Source organism: Streptomyces rimosus subsp. rimosus, assembly GCF_000720725.1.
In the GTDB taxonomy this organism is placed as follows: domain Bacteria; phylum Actinomycetota; class Actinomycetes; order Streptomycetales; family Streptomycetaceae; genus Streptomyces; species Streptomyces rimosus_A.
This window is the reverse complement of the sequence record NZ_JOCQ01000015.1, coordinates 72,790-90,482: the sequence shown is the minus strand read 5'-3', so window position 1 is coordinate 90,482 and position 17,693 is coordinate 72,790. Positions and strand designations below refer to the sequence as shown.

The following is a 17,693-nucleotide window of genomic DNA, read 5'->3' as shown; positions in this document are numbered from 1 at the left end:
ATGAGGGGCCGGGGACGGGGGCGGGCCATCCCTCACGACAGAACTTTCGTCCGATTAATCCCGTAATGGCCGGGTACTGGAGGGGCGGCCGCCCTGCAGGCCGCCGGACGGCACCCCACCCCCACTCCCGTAACCGGAGGACCCCATGAGCGACACCAACCCGATCGAGCTGCAGAAGGCCCTCAAGGGCGCGCACTACCCGGCGAGCAAGGACGACCTGGTCTCGTGTGCCGAGGGCAACCACGCGGACAGCGGCATGCGCGACAAGATCTCCGGCATCCCCAGCAAGAGCTACGAGAACCCGGCCGAGGTGGAGAAGGCCGTGTTCAAGAACCGGTAGGGGCGCCGTGCGGCAACCGGCAGCGGTGCCGCACGACGCCGGGGCCGGTGGGACGGGCGTTCCACCGGCCCCGGCCGGGCGTCAGGCCACGGACCGGTAGTCCGCCGCCACGGCGGGGGCGGGCGCGGGCGTCAGCCAGGCGATCCGCTCGCGGGAGCGCAGCAGCGCGCCCGCGCCGATCGCCACCGCGATGATCAGACCGCCGGCCACCAGGGCGCCGCGGGCACCGGCCACCTCCATCAGGAGGCCCAGCAGCGGCGGGGCCACCAGGCCCCACACCGTGCTCGCGCTGCGCCACACGCCCAGCACCCGGCCGCGCATGTTCGGCGGCGGGTCCGTCTGGAGCACGGTCGTACCGGCGGTGTCGGAGACCGACTCCACCACCGACATCGGCAGCACCAGCACGAGCAGCACGATCAGCGACGGGGACAGCCCGGCGAAGACCTGGAGCAGCGCACCGGCCGCGGCCAGCGCACCGACCAGCTTGACCGAGGGGTTGCGCAGCCGGGCGGCGAGGATCGCGCCGACGATGCCGCCCGCGGCCAGTACGGACGAGACGGTGCCGAACGCGCCGGCGCCCGCCGCGAGCGGCCCGGTGACCAGGACGGCCAGGGTCAGCTGGTAGTTCCGGCCGAAGATCGCGCTGAGCCCGGTGATGGCGGCCAGCGCGACCAGCCGCGGCCGGCGCATGAAGAACGCCACGCCGTCGCGGGCCCGGTCGCCGATCTCCGGTTCCGCCGCCTCCACGGACGCGGCGCTCTCCTCCGTGGCCTTCGGGCTCTTCGCGGGCGCCCGCAGGGCCTCGCTCACCGGCTTCAGGAAGGGGATGACGGCCGCGACGAACAGGAAGGAGAAGCCGTTGGCCGCGTAGGCGGCGCCGGTGCCCAGGAAGCCGACGGCGACACCGGCCAGGGCCGTACCGCCGAGCCGGCCCACGCTGTGCACCAGCGAGCCGACCGCGATCGCGGAGGGGACGTCCTCCCGGCGTACGAGATCGTTGCCGAGCAGGGCGGTGGCCGGGCCGTCCACCGTGGCGACCAGGCCGGTGACGGCGGCCAGCGCCATCAGCAGCCCGTAGTTCAGCTGGTCGGTGGCGACCAGGACCGCGGTGCTGAAGGCGACCAGACCGAGCACGGCCTGGCTCAGCCCGGCGGTCAGCTTGCGCGGCCAGCGGTCGACGGCGGCGCCGCCGAACAGCCCCATGATCAGGCCGGGGCCCGCCTGGACGGACAGCGACAGACCGGTGGCCGCCGCGGAACCGGTGAGCTGGAGCACCAGCAGGTTCTGCACGGTCAGCTGCATCCAGGTGCCGGCGTTGGACACCAGGTTGGCCACCGACCACCAGCGCATGCTGCGGTAGCGCAGCGACCGCCACGGCGCGTGGTCGGCGCCGCGGCCGGCCGGCTTGCGGCCGAGCAGGTAGCGGAAGCTGCTGAAACGTCGGCGTAGATTTTTTTCGGTTTCGACTGTTTCGGGGGCTTCTGGGGCGGGAATCGTCTCGTGGGACTCCGCCGGTGCCGGGACGCGGGCAGCGGGACGGGCGGCGGATCGAACGGGAAAAGACACAGCGGCGAGCACTTCGTGAAGAGCCCAGCAGGCTCGGAGAGCGGTCGGCGGGCACGGAGCACGACTGCGTGCACGATGGGCGCCGATTCGGTCGGAATGCCGGCCTCACTCCGGTCCGCAAACGGCGGACCCTTCCAGGCGCAGCAATCCCACATGTTCACAGACGCTTCGGGGGCGGGGGAAGAGCCGCCCCCGGCCGTGGTGTGCGGAAAACCCCTGGATGCCTTGGGGCGCAAGGGGTGTGGGAGGTGGGTGGGGTTGCTCACAGAGGGGTGGGGCGCCGGCACAAGAGGCGCCAGGCCCTCGGGTCAGGGCGTCAGGTCGAGGACGCGGACCGGTCGGCCCTCCCACTGCTTGGGCAGCACCGTGGCGATGACCGCCCCACTCGGCCGGTCAGGTGTCGGCTGCGCGGCGTACTGGGCATGCGCCGCCGCCCAGGTTTGCTCATGTGCCACCGCCAAGGCGGCCGGAAGGTCCAGGTCGAGGACGGTGATGCCGGGCAGAGCGGCGAGGTGTTCGGCCGTTCCGGGGCGGGTCCGGTCAGCTTCGACCAGGGCGCACGCTGGTGCATAGAGGAACCAGTCCGCTTCGGCGTGCGCCCGGTGGATCAGCCGAGAAACGATGATGTTGCCCCGGCCGGCTGCGGCCATCGCTGTGTCATCGAGGACGACGTGCATCGGTTCGCTCACCGGCCGACCGCCCGGGCCATGCGTCGGTCGAGTTCCTCATCCAGGCTCTGCTCTTCGTCCGGGCTCGGGTCGTAACCCGTCCACTGGTGCAGTGCCGCCCGAGCCTTCTCAGCCTGCTCGGCCCGCTCCTGCGGGGTCAGCAGGGTGTCTGCGAGACGGGCGAGGTAGGCCCGCAGCGACAGCCCCTCACCAGCAGCTATGGCAGCCAGTCGCTCCTTGGCTTCTTCCGGCATCCTAACGTTGGCATCAGGCATCATCCTGCTCCTCTCCATTACCCAGCTTATGGGTACGGGTACGTACCCGTACAGCCCTTGACGCCTCCCGCGTACAGAGCGCGCCTCGGCGGGCACCCGGCGCCCACACAGCCCCCGGGGCCGTCAGCGGTCGCGAGCTGCCGGTGGCGCACGCACATTGGAGGGCAGTGGTTCCCGGCGTACGAGCCGGTGCCGCCCCCGTAACGCTCTTCGCCGGCGGCCCCGTGCGCGAGGGCCTCGCAGGAATGCCAAGGAGGCACCCGTATGACCTCGGCCCGCCCCAGTCCGCTCCCCCGCGCCGACCGGCCGCGCATCCTCGTTCTCCGGGCGCTCGGGCTCGGGGATCTGCTGACGGCGGTGCCCGCGCTGCGGGCGCTGCGTACCGCGTATCCGGAGTACGAGCTGGTGCTGGCGGCGCCCGGCCGGCTGGCCGAGGCCGCCGCGGCCACGGGTGTGGTCGACCGGCTGCTGCCCGCGTCGGCGCCCGGCCGCGGCGTGCCGCGGGCGGTCGACTGGTCCGGTGCGCCCCCGGACATCGCCGTGGACCTGCACGGCAACGGGCCCGCCAGCCACCTGCCGCTGCAGGCGCTGCGCCCGGTCCGGCTGTTCGCCTACGCGCATCCCGCCATGCCCCGCCTGCCGGGCCCGGCGTGGCGCGAGGACGAGCACGAGCGCAGCCGCTGGTGCCGTCTGCTGACCTGGTACGGCATTCCGGCGGACCCGGACGATCTGCGGATCGGGGCGCCGCCGGGCCCCTCCCCCGCGCCGGGCGCGGTGGTGGTGCACCCGGGTGCGGACGCCGCGGCGCGCCGCTGGCCGCCGGAGCGCTTCGCCGCGGTGGCGCACGCGCTGCACCGCGCGGGACACCGCGTCGTCCTCACCGCCGGGGCCGGCGAGGAGCCGCTCGCCCGGCAGGTCGCCGTCCAGGCCGGACTGCCGCCGTCGGCGGTCCTGGGCGGTACGGCGGATGTGCCGTTCGGGGAGCTGGCGGCGCTGGTCGCGCAGGCCCGTGCGGTGATCGTGGGCGACACCGGGCTCGCGCACCTGGCCAGCGCGCTCGGCACGCCGTCCGTGGTGCTCTTCGGGCCGGTCGCGCCCCGGCTGTGGGGCCCGCCCCGGCTGCCCCGGCACCGGGCGCTGTGGCACCCGGGCCACCTGGACCGGGCCCGCCCCGGCGACGCGCACGGCGAGCAGCCGGACGGGCGGCTGCTGCGGATCACCGCGGCGGAGGTGCTGACGGCGGTGGCACGGCTGCCGGAGCCGGTACGGCGGCCCGGTCCCGTACGGCGGACACAGCCCGTATGGCGCACGGAGTCCGTACGGTCGACCGAGTCCGTACGGCAGCCGGAGCCGGAGGCCGTGCCGAACGCGGCGCCGGTCTCGGTACCGGCGCCGTGAGCGCCCCTGAGCAGGAGCGCACCCCCGCACCCCCGCCGGACCGCCGCGCCCTGCTCACCGGCTGGTTCAGCTTTCTGCACGGCGAGGTGACGGCCGGGGACATGCTCGCGGCCGAGGCCGTGCAGGATGCGCTGCGCGGGGCCGGGATCGCGTATGACACGGCCTGGTCGCCGGTGTTCCGGCCGGACGCGCTGCACCTGGACGACGCCGACCCCGCGGCCTTCACCGACGTGGTCTTCGCCTGTGGGCCGGTGCACTCGTGGCCGACGCCGGACGGCGGGCCGAGCCCGCTGCTCGCGCTGCACGACCGGTTCGCCGGCTGCCGCCGGGTCGCCGTCGGCGTGTCCGTACCCGATCCGGACGATCCGGCGGTGACCCGGTTCGACGAGGTGCTGGCCCGGGACCTGGCCGGGCGGCGGGCCGGGGCGCAGGATCTGAGCCTGCGGGCCCCGGCGCCGCGCGGCGTGCCGCTCGTCGGCGTGGTGCTGACCGGCGGGCAGCACGAGTACGGCGCCCGACGCCGGCACGAGGAGGTCAATGAGCGGCTGACGGACTGGCTGGGGACCGTGGACGCGGCCCGCCTGCCGCTGGACACCCGGCTGGACTCCCGTGACTGGCGGCTGCCCGCGACGCCGGACGAACTGCACGCGGTGCTGGCCCGGCTGGACGTGGTGGTGACCACCCGGCTGCACGGCATGGTCCTGGCGCTGCGCGCGGGCACCCCGGCGCTCGCCGTCGATCCCGTGGAGGGCGGTGCGAAGGTCAGCGCGCAGGCGGCGGCGCTGGGCTGGCCGGCCGTACTGCGCTGCGAGCAGGCCGGGAAAGGGGAGTTGGACCGGCTGTTCGCCTGGTGTCTGTCACCGCAGGGGCGGGCGCAGACCGGGCCGCACACGCTGCCGCCGGACGGGGAGGGGCTGCTCGACGGGCTGCTGCGGTCGCTGGCTCGGACGTACGGGTGACTGTGCGTACGAGTGGCTGTGCGGCGGCGGCCGGGCCGGGGAGCCGGGGTCCATTGCCTCTCGGCGTACGGGAATTGGCCGGCCGCGCATGATCGTCGGAGAGTATCCGGCGATGAGGACTGCCATGCGGCGACTTATCAGCTTAAGCGATGCCGTGGGCGTACGCAGTGTCGCCCAGCGTGACGTTTTCTCCGGGGCTGGAGAGGCACCCGATGCCCGGTAGCCCCTAGTCGAGGGAGATCCCATGAACGCCGCCCTGTCCCGGAACTGGAAACACGCCGTGGTGACCGGCGGCGCGGGTTTCGTCGGTTCGCATCTGTGTACCGCCCTGCTGGCCCAGGGAACCTCCGTGACCTGCATCGACGACCTGAGCACCGGAGCGCGGGAGAACATAACCCACCTCAAGGGCCGGCCCGGGTTCGCGTTCGTGGAGGCCGATGTCACCGAGCCGTTCCGGATCGGGCGCGAGGTGGATCTCGTGCTGCACTTCGCCTCCCCCGCCTCCCCGGCCGACTACCTGCGGCTGCCCCTGCACACGCTGGACACCGGCAGCCTGGGCACGCGCAACGCGCTCGCGGTGGCCCGCGCGCACGGGGCGCGCTTCGTCCTCGCCTCGACCTCCGAGGTGTACGGGGATCCGCAGCAGCATCCGCAGAGCGAGACGTACTGGGGCAACGTCAATCCGATCGGCCCGCGGAGCGTGTACGACGAGGCGAAACGTTTCGGCGAGGCGATGACGACCGCCGAGGCGGGCACCCACGGCACCGACACCGGCATCGTGCGGCTGTTCAACACCTACGGGCCGCGGATGCGGGGGCACGACGGCCGCGCGGTGCCGACGTTCATCCGGCAGGCCCTGTCCGGCGAGCCGCTCACGGTCACCGGGGACGGGCGGCAGACCCGCTCCCTGTGCCACGTGGACGACACCGTACGGGGCGTCCTCGCGGTGGCCGCCTCCGATCTGCGCGGCCCGGTCAACCTGGGCAACCCGGTCGAGATCACCATGCTCGGACTGGCCCGGCTGATCACCGAACTGACCGGCTCCCGCTCCGAGATCCGCTTCATCGAACGGCCCACGGACGACCCCGCGGTCCGCTGCCCCGACATCACCCTGGCCCGCGGCAAGCTCCAGTGGGAGCCCGAGGTGGCGGCCCGGGAGGGGCTGGCGCGCACCGTCGACTGGTTCCGCAAGCGGCAGCGGGCCTGACCCCGGCTCCGGTCCCGGCCGGGGCCGCAGCCCCGGCGTCCGGGCCGTCCCGACCGGGCGGCCGGCCGCCGTCCATCCCGACGAAAGGCCAGCGAACTCCCATGCGCATTCTCGGCATCAACGCGCTCTTCCACGACCCCGCCGCCGCCCTCGTCGTCGACGGGCAGACCGTCGCCGCCGCCGAGGAGGAACGCTTCTCGCGGCGCAAACACGGCAAGCGGCCGGTGCCCTTCTCCGCCTGGGAGACGCCCGACCAGGCCGCCGCCTGGTGCCTGGCCACGGCCGGTCTGCGCCCCGAGGAACTGGACGCGGTGGCGTACTCCTTCGACCCCCGCCTCGCCCGGCCCGCCGATCAGATGGGCCTGGACGACCCCTGGGACCACCTGCGCCTGACGTACGCGCGCGAGGCCCCCGGGTTCCTCAAGACGGCACTGCCGGGACTCGACCCGCAGCGGGTGCGGTTCGTGCCGCACCACATGGCGCACGCTGCGTCCGCCGCGTTCGCCGCGCCGGACGCCGACAACTGCTCGGTGCTGGTGCTCGACGGCCGCGGCGAGGCGACCTCGCACCTGGCCGCGCAGCGCGTCCAGGGCAAGCTGGAGCCGCTGTACGGGCAGGAGCTGCCGCACTCGCTCGGCCTGGTCTACGAGGAGCTGACGGCGCACCTCGGATTCCTGCGCTCCTCGGACGAGTTCAAGGTGATGGCGCTGGCCTCGTACGGCACCCCGCGGATGCTGCCCGAACTGCGCCGCTACGTGTACGCGACGGGTGACGGCGGGTTCCACGCCGCGCATGTGCCGTGGAGCGACCTGTGCGTACCGCGCAGCCCGGAGGAGCCGTGGAGCCAGGCGCACGCCGACCTCGCGGCCAGCGCCCAGCTGGTCCTGGAGGAGACGCTGCTGGACCTGGCCCGCTGGCTGCACGGCCGTACGCACGACAGCGTGCTGACGCTGGCCGGCGGGGTGGCGCTGAACTGCGTGGCCAACGCGCGGATCGCGCGCGAGGGGCCGTTCGACCGGGTGTGGGTGCAGCCCGCGGCCGGTGACGCGGGCACCGCGCTCGGCGGCGCGCTGCTGCTGAGCGCCGACGGCGGCGAGGAGCCCGCGCCGATGCCCGGCGCCGACCTGGGCCGCGGCTGGTCCGACGCGGAGCTGGAGGCGTGGCTGCGGACCGCGGCCGTACCCTTCGAGCGGTCCCCGGACATCGCCGCGACCGTCGCGGAGGCGCTGGCGGAGAACTCCATTGTGGCCTGGTTCCAGGGGCGTTCGGAGTACGGGCCGCGGGCGCTCGGCCACCGTTCCCTGATGGCGCACCCGGGCCACTCGGCGAATCTGGAACGGCTCAACGACGTCAAGGGGCGTGAGCAGTTCCGGCCGGTGGCGCCGATGGTGCTGGCGGACCGGGCGGGCCGGATCTTCGACGGGCAGCTGCCGAGCCCGTACATGCTCTTCGTGCACGACGTGGCCAAGGAGTGGCGGGAGCGCATCCCGGCCGTGGTGCACGTGGACGGCACGGCCCGCATCCAGACCGTGGACCCGGCCGACGAGCCGCTGGTGGCCCGGATGCTGACCGAGTTCGAGCACCGTACGGGGCTGCCCGTCGTCGTCAACACGAGCCTGAACACCGCGGGCCGTCCGATGGTCGACGATCCGCGGGACGCGCTGGAGTGCTTCGGGTCCACGCCGGTGGACCTGCTGGCCATCGGCCCGTTCGCGGTGCGGCGGGAGGAGTTCTTCGCCGCCGCGAACCGCTCGGCGCGGCGCCCGGCCGAGGTGCTGTCGTTCCCGTCGGGGCACGAGGAGACGCTGGCGCCCGCCTCGTACGACCGGCTGGCGGAGACCGCGTCCCTGCCGGTCGCGGGGCCGGTCGCGGGCAGCGGTGAGGAGGCGGTCCGATGACCTCGCCGGCCACCGATTACGTGGTGGTGATCCCGACGCTCGGGCGGCCCAGCCTGACGGCGTGCCTGCGCGCGCTGGCCGCGGCGGAGGGGCCGCCGCCGCTCCAGGTCGTGCTGGTGGACGACCGCGCGCTGGACGACTGCACCCCGCTGCCCGCCGAGATCCCCGAGGCGCTGCACGACCGGACGAAGGTCGTCCCGGGCTGCGCGCGCGGTCCGGCGGCGGCCCGTAACGCGGGCTGGCGGGCGGCGGACGCCACGCCGTGGGTCGTCTTCCTGGACGACGACGTGGTGCCCGGCCCCACCTGGGGTACGGACCTGGCCGCCGACCTCGCCGCCGCGTCCCCGCGTACGGCCGGGATCACCGCGCGCATCGCCGTGCCGGTGCCCGCCGACCGCCGGTCGACGGACTGGGAGCGCAACACCGCGGGGCTGGCCACCGCCAAATGGATCACCGCGGACATGGCATACCGGCGGGACGCGCTGGAGTCCGTGGACGGCTTCGACGAACGCTTCCGGCGCGCCTTCCGGGAGGACGCCGATCTGGCGCTGCGGGTGCTGGCCGCCGGCTGGGCGCTGGCGACCGGCACCCGCCGCACCACGCATCCGGTGCGCCCGGCCGGCCGCTGGATCTCCGTACGGCTCCAGGCGGGCAACGCCGACGACGTGCTGATGACCCGCCGGCACGGCCGGGACTGGTGGCACCACGCGGACGCGCCGCGCGGCCGGCTGCCGTGGCACCTGGCGGTGACGGCGGCGGCGGGCGCCTCGCTGGTCTGCGCCGCGGCCGGGCGGCGGCGGGCGGCGGCGTTGCTGGCCGGGCTGTGGCTGGGCGGTACGGCGGAGTTCGCGTGGGCGCGGGTCGCGCCGGGGCCCCGTACCCGGGACGAGGTGGTCACGATGGCGGTGACCAGCGCGCTGATCCCGGCGGCGGCCACCGGGCACTGGCTGCGCGGCCTGGTGCGGCACCGTCGGGTGGCGCCGCTGAGCGTGCGACCGGCGCCCGCGGTGCCGCAGGCCCTGCCGGAACCGGTGCCGGAGCGGGTGTAGCCGGTGAACAAGAATTCCGTGGACAGGTATCCCGTGGGCAGGTATTCCGTGGACAGGCAGCAGGACACCGCGCCGGGCGCGCGTGGGGCGACGGCGGTCGTGGATCCGGCGGCGGAGCGTGAGGAGGCCGGGCGCCTGTGGCTGTACGCGCCGGGGCAACGGGCCGCCGAGCGGGTCCCGGTGCCCGCCGGGCCTTCGCCGTCCGGTGACGCGGGCCCGCTGGAGGCGGTGCTCTTCGACCGGGACGGGACGCTGGTGGCCGATGTACCGTACAACGGCGACCCGTCACTGGTGGAGCCCATGCCCGGTGCGCGGGCGGCCGTGGAAGCGCTGCGGGCCCGCGGCCTGATGGTCGGCGTGGTGAGCAACCAGTCCGGCGTCGCGCGCGGGCTGCTGACGGGCGATCAGGTCGCGGCCGTACGGCAGGAAGTCGACGCGCGGCTCGGTCCGTTCGACGTGTGGGCGGTGTGCCCGCACGGACCCGGGGACCGCTGCGGCTGCCGCAAGCCCGCGCCCGGCCTGGTCCTCGCCGCCTGCGCGTATCTCGGCGTCTGCCCCGCGCGTACCGCCGTGGTCGGCGACATCGGCGCGGACGTGGGCGCGGCGCGGGCCGCCGGGGCGCGCGGAGTGCTCGTCCCGACGCCGATGACACGGTCGGAGGAGGTCGTAGCGGCGCGTGAGTACGCACGCGATCTGCCAGGCGCCGTACGGCTGTTGCTGGACGGCCCGAGCGCCGGGGAGGGCACCGTATGACCTCGGCCCCGCGGACGCTCGTCGTCCGGCTGGACAGCGCGGGTGATGTGCTGCTGGCCGGTCCGGCGGTACGTGCCGTGGCGGCGGGCTCGTCGTACACCGCGCTGCTGTGCGGCCCGCTGGGCGAGCGCGCGGCGCGGCTGCTGCCGGGCGTGGACGAGGTGGTCGTCCACGATGCGCCGTGGGTGGGCCTGCGGCCCGCGCCGGTGGACCGGCAGGTCACGCAGGAGCTGGTGGACACCCTGGCGGCGGGCCGGTTCGACCGGGCGCTGGTGCTCGTCTCGTACCACCAGAGCCCGCTGCCGGCCGCGCTGCTGCTCAAGCTCGCCGGGGTCGGCTGGGTCGCGGCGGACAGCGTGGACTACCCCGGCGCGCTGCTGGATCTGCGGCACCACCGCAAGCCGCACCGGCACGAGGCCGAGGCGGCGCTGGACCTCGCGCGGGACGCCGGGTTCGCCCTGCCGCCCGGCGACGACGGCGCCCTGGGCGTCCTGCCGCCGCCCGACACCACTCCCCTGACCGGCTCCGACCCGTACGTGGTGCTGCACCCGGGCGCCGCGGTCCCGGCCCGCGCCTGGAGTGCCGCGCGGGCGGCGCGGGCGGCGGGCGCGCTGAGCGCGGCGGGGCACCGCGTCGTCGTCACCGGCGGGCCCGGCGAACGGGAGCTGACCGCCGCCGTCGCGGGCGGCCACGCGCTGGACCTGGGCGGGCGCACCGATGTGCACCAGCTCGCCGGGGTGCTGGCGGGTGCGCGGGCTGTGGTCGTCGGCAACACCGGCCCCGCGCATCTGGCCGCCGCCGTGCGCACGCCGGTCGTCTGCCTGTTCGCGCCGGTGGTGCCCGCGCAGCTGTGGGCGCCGTACGGCGTGCCGCACGTCCTGCTGGGCGACCAGGACGCGCCGTGCGCAGGCAGCCGTGCCCGGCGCTGCCCGGTGCCGGGACACCCCTGTCTCGACACGGTCAGCGACACCGCGCTGCTCGCGGCCGTGTCCCGGCTGACCGGCCCCGGACGGCCGCCGGTGCCGTTCGCGCCCGGCCGTACGGAGCGTTCCGTAGCGGCTCCCGACGACACCGAACGAGGTGCGACTGTATGAACATCCTGCTCTGGCATGTCCACGGATCGTGGACGACCGCGTTCGTCCAGGGGCCGCACACCTATCTGGTGCCGGTCACCCCGGACCGGGGCCCCGACGGGCTGGGCCGCGCCCGTACCTTCCCGTGGCCCGAATCGGTGGTGGAGAAGACCCCGGCGGAGCTGCGGCACGCCCCGGTCGATCTGGTCGTGCTCCAGCGGCCGCACGAGGCCGGGCTGGCGGAGCGCTGGCTGGGCGGGCGCCGCCCCGGCCGGGACGTGCCCGCCGTCTACCTGGAGCACAACGCGCCGGACGGTGACGTGCCGCACACCCGCCACCCGTGCGCTGACCGGGACGACCTGACGCTGGTGCACGTCACCCACTTCAACCGGCTGTTCTGGGACAACGGCGGCACCCGTACGGAAGTGATCGAGCACGGCATCGTGGACCCCGGCCACCAGTACACCGGCGCGATCGAGCGCGCGGCGGTCGTGGTCAACGAGCCGATCCGGCGCGGCCGTACGGTCGGCACCGACCTGCTGCCCGGCCTGTCGGCCGCCGCCCCGCTGGACGTCTTCGGCATGCGCACCGACGGGCTCGCCGAGCACCTGGGACTGCCCCCGGACCGCTGCCGGACGGCCGACCTCCCGCAGGCCGAACTGCACGCGGCGATGGCGCAGCGGCGGCTCTACCTGCACCCGGTGCGCTGGACCTCGCTCGGCCTGTCGCTGCTGGAGGCCATGCACCTGGGCATGCCGGTGGTGGCCCTGGCCACCACGGAGGCCGCCGAAGCGGTGCGGCCCGGCACCGGCACGCTCTCCAACCGGCCCGAAGTCCTGGCCCGGGCCGCCCGGACGTACCTGGAGGACCCCGACGCGGCGGCCGAGGACGGCGCGCGGGCCCGCCAGGCGGCCCTGGAGCGCTACGGGCTCAAGCGCTTCCTGCACGACTGGGAACGCCTGATCACGGAGGTGCAGAGATGACCACCCCGCTGCGCGACACCCCGCGCCTGTCCGTCGCGCTCGTGTCCGAGCACGCCAGTCCGCTGGCGGTGCTCGGCGGCGTCGACGCGGGCGGCCAGAACGTCCATGTCGCGCGCCTGGCCGGCGCGCTGGCCGACCGGGGGCACCGGGTGACGGTGTACACCCGGCGGGACGCCGACGACCTGCCGGACGAGGTGGTGCTGCGGCCCGGTGTACGGGTCCGGCACGTCCCCGCCGGGCCGCCCCGGCACGTGCCCAAGGACTCCCTGCTGCCGTACATGCCGGCGTTCGGCGACTTCCTGGCCGCCGAATGGCGGGTACGGGGGCCGGACCTGGTCCACTCGCACTTCTGGATGTCCGGCCTGGCCGCGCTCCGGGCGGCCCGCGAACTGGGCCTGCCGATGGCCCACACGTACCACGCGCTGGGCACCGTCAAGCGGCGCCACCAGGGCGACGCCGACACCAGCCCGCGCACCCGCCTCACCAGCGAGGTCGAGGTGGGCGAGGGCTGTCACCGGGTGATCGCCACCTGCCGGGACGAGGTCACCGAGCTGGGCCGGATGGGCATCGGCGACGGCAAGGTCAGCGTGGTGCCGTGCGGTGTGGACACCGTGCGCTTCACACCGGACGGGCCGGTCGCCGACCACAGTGCGCACCACCCGCTGCTGCTCCAGCTCGGCCGGCTCGTCCCGCGCAAGGGCGCGGAGGTGTCCGTCGCCGCGCTGGCCCGGCTGCCCGAGGCCCGGCTCGTCATCGCCGGCGGGCCGCCCGCGGACCGGATCGACGCGGACCCGGAGGTACGGCGGCTGCGCGAACTGGCCCGCGCCGCCGGGGTGGCGGACCGGGTGAGCTTCATCGGGGGCGTGCCCTGCGAGGACGTACCGCCGCTGCTGCGCGCCGCCGATGTGGTGCTGTGCCCGGCGGACTACGAGCCGTTCGGCATCGTGCCGCTGGAGGCGATGGCCTGCGGGACACCGGTGGTGGCCACCGCCGTCGGCGGACAGCTGGACACCGTGGCCGACCCGGACTGCGGGCGGCTGGTGCCGCCGCGCGACCCGGCCGCGCTGGCCCACGCGGTCGGCGAACTGCTCCTGGACGGCGAGCTGCGGGCCGCCTGCGGCGCCGCGGGACGCCGGCGCGTGCTGGCCCGGTACGGCTGGGACCAGGTCGCGGCCGGCACCGAAGTCGTCTACCGCGGTGTGCTGAGCCCGCGGCCCGCCGTCACCGAGGTGGCCTGACCGCCGCCCGCGGCCCCGCCCCGGCCTGCCGTCCTACGCCCTGACCCCGCCGCAGACGTGTGAAGGAGGTGCGGGCACCCGGCGCCCACCGGCGCGCTTCGGGAGCCCGACGATCATGACCTATCCCCTCGATGACGCGCACCGCCACTGCCAGTCGCTCCAGAAGGCGGTGCACCAGCTGCGCTGCCACCATCTGCGCCGGATAGCCGAGTGGGGGGACCATCTCGGCGCCGTGCTGCCGGTGGGCGGCCGGCTGCTCGCCGCGGGCAACGGCGGCAGCGCCGCCCAGGCCCAGCACCTGACGGCCGAGCTCGTCGGCCGCTACCAGCACGACCGCCCCGCCTACTCGGCGATCTCGCTGCACGCCGAGACCTCCAGCGTCACCGCCATCGGCAACGACTACGGCTTCGACCAGGTCTTCGCCCGGCAGGTGGCCGCGCACGGCCGCCCCGGTGACGTGCTCCTGCTGCTGTCCACCTCCGGCCACAGCGACAACCTGCTGGCCGCCGCCGAGACCGCGCGCGACGCCGAACTGCGCGTATGGGCGCTGACCGGGCCCCGGCCGAACCCGCTGGCCGACGCCGCCGACGAGGCGCTGTGCGTGGACGCCCCCAGCAGCGCGACGGTGCAGGAAGCGCACCTGATCGCGGTGCACATCCTGTGCGAGCACTTCGACGCCGTCAGCGCCGCGCCGCCGCCCGCGACGTCCGCCGCGGGCGTCCCGCTGGAAGTCGCGGTGGCGGACCGGGACGGTGCGCTGTGAACGCCCGCCGTGGCGCAGGTGCCAGGAGGCGACCGTGAGTACCCGTCAGCCGCTGGTCGTCGTGGGCGACGTACTGCTGGACCGCGACATCGACGGGGAGTCCTCGCGGCTGGCGCCGGACGCGCCCGCCCCGGTGGTGGACGTGGCCGACGACCGCAGCCGGCCGGGCGGCGCCGGACTCGCCGCGGCGCTCGCCGCGCGTTCCGGGCGGGACGTGGTCCTGGTGACCGCGCTGGGGAGCGACCCGGCGAGCGAGGCGGTACGGCGGTCGCTGCGCGGCGTCGTACGCCTGGCGGAGATCCCCCTGGACGGTCAACTGCCGCAGAAGACACGGGTGATGGCGTCCGGACGCCCCCTGGTGCGTTACGACTGCGGTGGCGGGCGGCCGGGCGGGCCCGGGCCCGAGGTGCGCGAGGCACTCGCCGGGGCACGCGCGGTCCTCGTCGCCGACTACGGACGGGGCACCGCGGCGGCGGTGCGCGACCTGCTCGCCGACGTGGCGCACCGCGTCCCGCTGCTGTGGGACCCGCATCCGAAGGGCGACCCGCCCGTGCCGGGCGCGCGGCTGGTCACGCCCAACGCGTCCGAAGCGCGCGCGCTGACCTCCGGCGAGGACCGGTCGCTGCACGCCTGTGCTGTACGGGGTGCGCAACTGGCCGCCGAATGGCAGGCCGCGGCCGTCGCGGTGACGCTCGGCGCGCGCGGCGCGCTGCTGGCCAGGGCGGGCAGTGACTCGCCGATGCTGGTGCCCGCGCCCTACCGGGCCGACGGCGACCCGTGCGGGGCGGGCGACTGCTTCGCCGCCACGGCGGCCGCCGCACTGGCCGATGGCGCGCTGCCCGAGGAAGCCGTGCAACGGGCCGTCGCCGAGGCCGCCGCCTTCGTCGCGGCGGGCGGCGCCGGCAACCGGGCCCTGTGGCACACCGCGCCACCGGCGGACCGGCCGGCGGAAGTACGGCCCGCCGACCCGTTCGAGCTGGCCCGGACCGTACAGGCCAGGGGCGGCACGGTGGTCGCCACCGGCGGCTGCTTCGACCTGCTGCACGCCGGGCACGTCGGCCTGCTGGAGAGCGCCCGGCGGATCGGTGACTGCCTCATCGTGTGCGTCAATTCCGACGCGTCCGTCACCCGGCTCAAGGGGCCGGGACGGCCGCTGACCCGGGCGGCGGACCGCACCCGCGTCCTGGCCGGACTGGGCAGCGTCGACGCGGTCGCGGTGTTCGAGGAGGACTCCCCCGTCGAACTGCTGCGGCGGCTGCGGCCCGACGTATGGGTCAAGGGCGGCGACTACTCGGTGGACGCGCTGCCGGAGGCGGCCACGCTGCGCGAGTGGGGCGGCCAGGCGCTCGTCCTGCCGTACCTGGACGGCAGGTCCACCACCGCGCTGGCCCGGCGCGCGGCCCGCGCCGCCGCGCCGGGGCCGGAGGTCCGGTCGTGACCGCGCGGACGGAGAGGCTGTCCGGCACCATGGCCGCGCCGGTCGCCCCGCGCGTCCCGCGGGTGGGCATCGTCATGATCACCCGGGACCGGCGCGAGCGTCTGCTCGGGACGCTGGAGCGGATCACGCGGCTGCCCGAGGAGCCGCCCGTCGTGGTCGTGGACAACGGCTCGTCGGACGGCACCGCGAGCGCCGTCCGCGCCCGCTTCCCCTCCGTACGGGTCCTCACCCCCGGCCGCAATCTCGGCGCGGTCGGCCGTACGTACGGAGCCGCCGCGCTCGGCACGCCGCTCGTGGCGTTCAGCGACGACGACTCCTGGTGGGAGCCCGGCGCCCTGGCGCGGGCCGCCGAGGTGTTCGCGGCGCATCCGCGGCTGGGGCTGGCCGCCGCCGCGACGCTGGTCGGTCCGGACGCCGGACCCGACCCGCTCAACGACGTGCTCGCCGCCTCCCCGCTGGGCCGCGAACCCGACCTGCCGGGGCCGTCCGTGCTCGGCTTCCTGGGCTGCGCCGCCGTCGCCCGCCGTGACGCCTTCCTGGAGGTCGGCGGCTACCACCCCGTACTCCACTTCGGTGCCGAGGAATCGCTGCTGGCCCTGGATCTGGAAGCGGCCGGCTGGGGCGTCGCCTACTGCCCCGCGCTCGTCGCCCGGCACGAGCCCGACGGCGCGGGCGGCGCGCCGCGTCCGGGCCGCGCCGCCCGGGTGCACCGCAACGTCCTGCTCACCGCGTGGCTGCGCCGCCCGCTGCGACATGCCCTCGCGCGCACCGTACGGCTGGCGCTCGACGGCCGTACGGAGCCGGAGGCGCGACGGGCCCTGGCCGAAGCCGTACGCCGCCTGCCGGCCGCACTCGCGCGCCGCCGGCCGCTGCCCGCACCGGTGGAAGCCCGCGTACGCACGCTGGAGACGGCGCGGTGACCGGGAGCCGTAGCCGCGCGGGCCCGCCGCCGGACGGAACCGACCGCCGCGCGGGCCCGCCTCCGGACGGAACGGACCGCCGCACCGGCGCGCCCGTCGAGCCGGGTTCGCGCACCGACCCGAGGAAGCCTCCCGTGACCGATTCCCGCACCACCGTCATCGTCATCACCCACAACCGCAGCGACGACCTGCTGCACACTTTGGACCGGCTCGCCGAACTGCCCGAAAAGCCACCGGTCATCGTGGTGGACAACGGCTCCACGGACGGCAGCGCGTCCGCCGTCCGACGCCACCCCCTCGCGCCGCGGCTGATCCCGCTGGCGCACAACACCGGGGCGGTGGGGCGCAATCTGGCAGCGCGGGTGGCGGCCACGCCGTACCTGGCGTTCTGCGACGACGACTCGTGGTGGGAGCCCGGCGCGCTGGCCGGGGCCGCCGACCTGCTGGACGCGCACGGGCGGCTGGGCGCGGTGACCGCCCGCATCATGGTCCATCCGCATCCGGACGCCCCCGAGGCGGGCGCCGCGGCCGACGGAGGTCCCGGCGAACCGTTCGAGGACCCGATCGTCCAGGAGCTGCGGCACTCGCCGCTGCCCGCGCCCTCCTGGCTGCCCGGGCCCGCGCTCGGCTCCTTCCTCGCGGCGGCGACCGTGCTGCGCGCGGACGCCTTCCGGGCGGCGGGCGGCTTCTCGCCCCGGCTGGTCCTGGGCGGCGAGGAGGAGCTGCTCGCCGCGGACCTGGCGGCCGACGGCTGGTGGCTCGCGTACGCCGACCGGCTGACCGTCCACCACCGGGCGTCGCCGCACCGCGACGCGACGCTGCGCCGGCGCCAGGGCATCCGCAACACGCTGTGGTTCACCTGGCTGCGCAGACCGCTGCCGGCCGCCGTGCGCCGGACACGGACGCTCGTGGCGACGGTGCCCCGCGACGCGGTGTCGGTACGGGCGTTCGCCGAGGCGGTCGGCGGTCTGCCGTGGGTGCTGCGGGAACGGCGCCCGGTGCCGCGGGAGGTGGAGGGCCGGCTGCGGCTGCTGGAGGCACCGCAGCGGGAGTCCACGGCGCGGCGCTACTGCGGCTGAGCCGCCCGGCGGCGAGCACGACGCCGGCCGTCGCGCCCCGTGGGGGCGAGCGCGACGGCCGGCGGCCGGAGCCGAACGGTCGGGGA

The 17,693-nt window shown here is 75.8% G+C and carries 17 protein-coding genes; 14 read left to right on the top strand and 3 right to left on the bottom strand.

Annotated elements, in window-relative coordinates; genetic code table 11:
* The first annotated feature begins 145 nt into the window (after positions 1-145).
* The gene (locus IH45_RS0110890) at positions 146-340 is read left to right on the top strand and encodes a DUF2795 domain-containing protein (protein ID WP_030665199.1); all 195 of its coding nucleotides are present in this window, start codon (positions 146-148) and stop codon (positions 338-340) included.
* Positions 341-421: 81 nt separating this feature from the next.
* On the opposite strand, the gene IH45_RS0110885 is transcribed toward IH45_RS0110890, so the two are convergent.
* The 3 genes from IH45_RS0110885 to IH45_RS0110875 form a co-directional block, all read right to left on the bottom strand.
* Positions 422-1,690: an MFS transporter gene (locus IH45_RS0110885; RefSeq protein WP_050514718.1), complete on the bottom strand. Its 1,269-nt coding sequence runs from the start codon at positions 1,688-1,690 to the stop codon at positions 422-424.
* Positions 1,691-2,214: 524 nt separating this feature from the next.
* Positions 2,215-2,583: a PIN domain-containing protein gene (locus IH45_RS0110880; RefSeq protein ID WP_032917182.1), complete on the bottom strand. Its 369-nt coding sequence runs from the start codon at positions 2,581-2,583 to the stop codon at positions 2,215-2,217.
* Positions 2,584-2,591: 8 nt separating this feature from the next.
* The gene (locus IH45_RS0110875; RefSeq protein ID WP_030665191.1) at positions 2,592-2,849 is read right to left on the bottom strand and encodes a hypothetical protein; all 258 of its coding nucleotides are present in this window, start codon (positions 2,847-2,849) and stop codon (positions 2,592-2,594) included.
* Positions 2,850-3,113: 264 nt separating this feature from the next.
* Here IH45_RS0110875 and IH45_RS0110870 point away from each other — a divergent pair, with 264 nt between their 5' ends.
* The 13 genes from IH45_RS0110870 to IH45_RS0110810 all read left to right on the top strand — a co-directional run bounded on the left by IH45_RS0110870 (position 3,114) and on the right by IH45_RS0110810 (position 17,607).
* A complete protein-coding gene (locus tag IH45_RS0110870; protein WP_234440497.1) occupies positions 3,114-4,247 on the top strand; it encodes a glycosyltransferase family 9 protein in 1,134 nt (377 codons plus the stop codon).
* A complete protein-coding gene (locus IH45_RS0110865) occupies positions 4,244-5,206 on the top strand; it encodes a polysaccharide pyruvyl transferase family protein (RefSeq protein WP_030665187.1) in 963 nt (320 codons plus the stop codon). The genes IH45_RS0110870 and IH45_RS0110865 overlap by 4 nt, the downstream gene beginning before the upstream one ends.
* Positions 5,207-5,450: 244 nt before the next feature.
* Positions 5,451-6,413, top strand: coding sequence for a UDP-glucuronic acid decarboxylase family protein (locus IH45_RS0110860; RefSeq protein WP_030665184.1), 963 nt, complete (start codon positions 5,451-5,453; stop codon positions 6,411-6,413).
* Positions 6,414-6,514: 101 nt separating this feature from the next.
* Entirely contained in the window at positions 6,515-8,311 is a 1,797-nt protein-coding gene (locus tag IH45_RS0110855; protein WP_030665182.1) for a carbamoyltransferase family protein, read from the top strand.
* Positions 8,308-9,360, top strand: coding sequence for a glycosyltransferase family 2 protein (locus tag IH45_RS0110850; RefSeq protein WP_030665179.1), 1,053 nt, complete (start codon positions 8,308-8,310; stop codon positions 9,358-9,360). Before IH45_RS0110855 ends, IH45_RS0110850 begins: the two co-directional genes overlap by 4 nt.
* Before the next feature lie 48 nt (positions 9,361-9,408).
* Positions 9,409-10,113 carry a D-glycero-alpha-D-manno-heptose-1,7-bisphosphate 7-phosphatase gene (locus IH45_RS0110845; protein ID WP_030665176.1) on the top strand — a complete coding sequence of 235 codons (705 nt, stop codon included), beginning with the start codon at positions 9,409-9,411 and terminating at the stop codon, positions 10,111-10,113.
* Entirely contained in the window at positions 10,110-11,207 is a 1,098-nt protein-coding gene (locus tag IH45_RS0110840; protein WP_050514717.1) for a glycosyltransferase family 9 protein, read from the top strand. The genes IH45_RS0110845 and IH45_RS0110840 overlap by 4 nt, the downstream gene beginning before the upstream one ends.
* Positions 11,204-12,169, top strand: a complete 966-nt coding sequence (locus IH45_RS0110835; RefSeq protein ID WP_030665171.1) for a glycosyltransferase — start codon at positions 11,204-11,206, stop codon at positions 12,167-12,169. The genes IH45_RS0110840 and IH45_RS0110835 overlap by 4 nt, the downstream gene beginning before the upstream one ends.
* Positions 12,166-13,407: a glycosyltransferase gene (locus IH45_RS0110830; protein WP_030665168.1), complete on the top strand. Its 1,242-nt coding sequence runs from the start codon at positions 12,166-12,168 to the stop codon at positions 13,405-13,407. Before IH45_RS0110835 ends, IH45_RS0110830 begins: the two co-directional genes overlap by 4 nt.
* Positions 13,408-13,522: 115 nt before the next feature.
* Positions 13,523-14,170: a D-sedoheptulose-7-phosphate isomerase gene (locus IH45_RS0110825; protein WP_030665166.1), complete on the top strand. Its 648-nt coding sequence runs from the start codon at positions 13,523-13,525 to the stop codon at positions 14,168-14,170.
* A 34-nt stretch (positions 14,171-14,204) separates the two neighbouring features.
* Positions 14,205-15,608, top strand: coding sequence for a D-glycero-beta-D-manno-heptose 1-phosphate adenylyltransferase (gene rfaE2, locus IH45_RS0110820; protein ID WP_030665163.1), 1,404 nt, complete (start codon positions 14,205-14,207; stop codon positions 15,606-15,608).
* 29 nt (positions 15,609-15,637) lie between these two features.
* Positions 15,638-16,528 carry a glycosyltransferase family 2 protein gene (locus tag IH45_RS0110815; protein ID WP_030665158.1) on the top strand — a complete coding sequence of 297 codons (891 nt, stop codon included), beginning with the start codon at positions 15,638-15,640 and terminating at the stop codon, positions 16,526-16,528.
* A 134-nt stretch (positions 16,529-16,662) separates the two neighbouring features.
* Positions 16,663-17,607 carry a glycosyltransferase family 2 protein gene (locus IH45_RS0110810; RefSeq protein WP_030665155.1) on the top strand — a complete coding sequence of 315 codons (945 nt, stop codon included), beginning with the start codon at positions 16,663-16,665 and terminating at the stop codon, positions 17,605-17,607.
* Positions 17,608-17,693: the final 86 nt, after the last annotated feature.

What these genes read in the sequence shown, in the direction of transcription:
- IH45_RS0110860 (WP_030665184.1), top strand. Translation starts at nt 5,451, where the DNA reads ATGAACGCCGCCCTGTCCCGGAACTGGAAACACGCCGTGGTGACCGGC.
- IH45_RS0110840 (WP_050514717.1), top strand. Translation starts at nt 10,110, where the DNA reads ATGACCTCGGCCCCGCGGACGCTCGTCGTCCGGCTGGACAGCGCGGGT.
- IH45_RS0110830 (WP_030665168.1), top strand. Translation starts at nt 12,166, where the DNA reads ATGACCACCCCGCTGCGCGACACCCCGCGCCTGTCCGTCGCGCTCGTG.
- IH45_RS0110855 (WP_030665182.1), top strand. Translation starts at nt 6,515, where the DNA reads ATGCGCATTCTCGGCATCAACGCGCTCTTCCACGACCCCGCCGCCGCC.
- IH45_RS0110885 (WP_050514718.1), bottom strand. Translation starts at nt 1,690, where the DNA reads ATGCGCTGGTGGTCGGTGGCCAACCTGGTGTCCAACGCCGGCACCTGG.
- IH45_RS0110890 (WP_030665199.1), top strand. Translation starts at nt 146, where the DNA reads ATGAGCGACACCAACCCGATCGAGCTGCAGAAGGCCCTCAAGGGCGCG.
- IH45_RS0110870 (WP_234440497.1), top strand. Translation starts at nt 3,114, where the DNA reads ATGACCTCGGCCCGCCCCAGTCCGCTCCCCCGCGCCGACCGGCCGCGC.
- IH45_RS0110880 (WP_032917182.1), bottom strand. Translation starts at nt 2,583, where the DNA reads ATGCACGTCGTCCTCGATGACACAGCGATGGCCGCAGCCGGCCGGGGC.
- IH45_RS0110825 (WP_030665166.1), top strand. Translation starts at nt 13,523, where the DNA reads ATGACCTATCCCCTCGATGACGCGCACCGCCACTGCCAGTCGCTCCAG.
- IH45_RS0110875 (WP_030665191.1), bottom strand. Translation starts at nt 2,849, where the DNA reads ATGCCTGATGCCAACGTTAGGATGCCGGAAGAAGCCAAGGAGCGACTG.
- IH45_RS0110835 (WP_030665171.1), top strand. Translation starts at nt 11,204, where the DNA reads ATGAACATCCTGCTCTGGCATGTCCACGGATCGTGGACGACCGCGTTC.
- IH45_RS0110815 (WP_030665158.1), top strand. Translation starts at nt 15,638, where the DNA reads ATGGCCGCGCCGGTCGCCCCGCGCGTCCCGCGGGTGGGCATCGTCATG.
- IH45_RS0110850 (WP_030665179.1), top strand. Translation starts at nt 8,308, where the DNA reads ATGACCTCGCCGGCCACCGATTACGTGGTGGTGATCCCGACGCTCGGG.